This window comes from Flavobacterium sp. MFBS3-15, from assembly GCF_026107645.2.
Classification (GTDB): domain Bacteria; phylum Bacteroidota; class Bacteroidia; order Flavobacteriales; family Flavobacteriaceae; genus Flavobacterium.
On the sequence record NZ_JAPCHV010000038.1, the window covers coordinates 1 to 1,765 of the forward strand.

Annotated in this window: 2 protein-coding genes; both read left to right on the forward strand. The window is 51.6% G+C overall.

Annotated elements, in window-relative coordinates; genetic code table 11:
* Nucleotides 1-297, forward strand: a 297-nt coding sequence (locus tag OGH69_RS18190; protein ID WP_265175922.1) for a type IX secretion system membrane protein PorP/SprF, incomplete at its 5' end; no start/stop codon positions are given.
* 26 nt (nt 298-323) lie between these two features.
* On the forward strand, nt 324-1,765 hold a 1,442-nt coding region (locus OGH69_RS18195; RefSeq protein WP_265175923.1), incomplete at its 3' end, for a cell envelope biogenesis protein OmpA.

Below are 1,765 nucleotides of genomic sequence, written 5' to 3' on the forward strand. Positions count from 1 at the left end.
AACTTCAAGCTGAAGCCATCATTCATGGTAAAATCGGCCTTTGGGGTAGACCCTTCGATAGACGGGTCCCTGAATGCCCTTTTCTTCAACAAGTTCGAGATCGGCGCTACCTACAGGCTGGATGACTCCTTTGGCGGTATGGTGAACTATGCCATCACCCCGAACCTGAGGATCGGCTATGCCTACGACCACATCGTATCGGACCTGAAGGTGACCACTCCTGCCTCGCACGAGGTCATGCTGCTGTTCGATGTGAACTTCCCGAAAAAAGTATCACGTTCACCACGTTATTTCTAACCTAAAGCGACATAATAAGATAAGACATGAAGAATTTATACATTACCCTTAGTTTTATGCTCGCCTGTATGGCAGTAACGGCGCAGAACAAAGATACGGAGGAGGCCGACAAGCTCTACGCACGCTTTGAGTATGTGGAAGCGGCGGAAGCCTACCAGAAGATAGACAAGAAAGACCCGTACATTTACGGCCAGATAGCCGACAGTTATTACAATGTATTCAACAGCAAGGAGGCCGTGAAATGGTATGCCAAGGCTACCGAGACCAGCCAGGATGCCGAAGTATACTGGCGCTATGCGCAAATGCTCAAGGCCCAGGGGCAGTATGAGCAGGCCAACGCGCAGATGCAGAAATTTGCCTCGATGGCCCCTAACGACCAAAGGGCAGTGGAGTTCAAAAAAGACCCGAACTACCTTCCGAAGCTGCGCAACCAGGCCAAACTGTTTGATGAAAAAGCATTGGACATCAATGACAAGAAATACGGTTCATTCGGTGCAGTGCTGCACGATGACAACACCCTGTACTTTACCAGCGCCAGGAACACCTCCCGCAGGACCTACGGCTGGAATGAGGAACCATTCCTTGACCTGTACACATCTACTTACAATGCCAACGGCACCTACAGCGAGCCGGCACCCCTGCCGGAGATCAACTCCAAGTACCATGACGGCCCGGCGGTAGTAACTGCCGATGGCAACACTATGTACTTCTCGAGCGAGAGCTTCAAGGAGCGCAAGGAATACCAGAGGGATGTGGAGAACAACCTTAAGGTAGGTCAGGTATGGCTTTTCAGGGCAAAGAAGAAAGACGGCAAGTGGGGTGATATCGAAGCCCTTCCGTTCAATGACAAGAAATGGTCGACAGGCAACCCGTCGATCAGCAAGGACGGCAAGACTCTGTACTTCTCCTCCGACAGGGAAGGCACACTGGGTGGCAACGACATCTGGAAAGTGGACGTGAACGGCGACAGCTATGGCGAGCCGCAAAACCTTGGCCCTAAAGTGAACACGGCAGGAAGGGAAAGCTTCCCTTTCATCACCGATGACAACCTGCTTTACTTCTCTTCTGACGGAAGGAAAGGCTTTGGGTCGCTTGACATCTTCAGGATCGACCTTAAGAAGAATGAGGACGCCATCAACATCGGTGCGCCGGTGAATGGCGAGAAGGATGACTTTGCCTTCACCTTCAACAATACTAAGAACATTGGCTACTTCTCCTCAAACCGCGACGGCTTTGACAAGATTTACAGCGCTACGCCGCTGTGCGCCGTAGAGGCCATCGTACAGGTAAGGGACAAGAAGACATTGCAGCCGCTACCGGGTGCAAGGGTAGCGATACTTGATGACAAGAACAACGTGATCGAGACCAGGACAGCCGACAGCCAGGGCATGGTAACCTACAATGTAGACTGTGACCGCAACTACGGCCTTCAGGGCAGCATGGAGAAATACAGCAATGGTACCTCTAA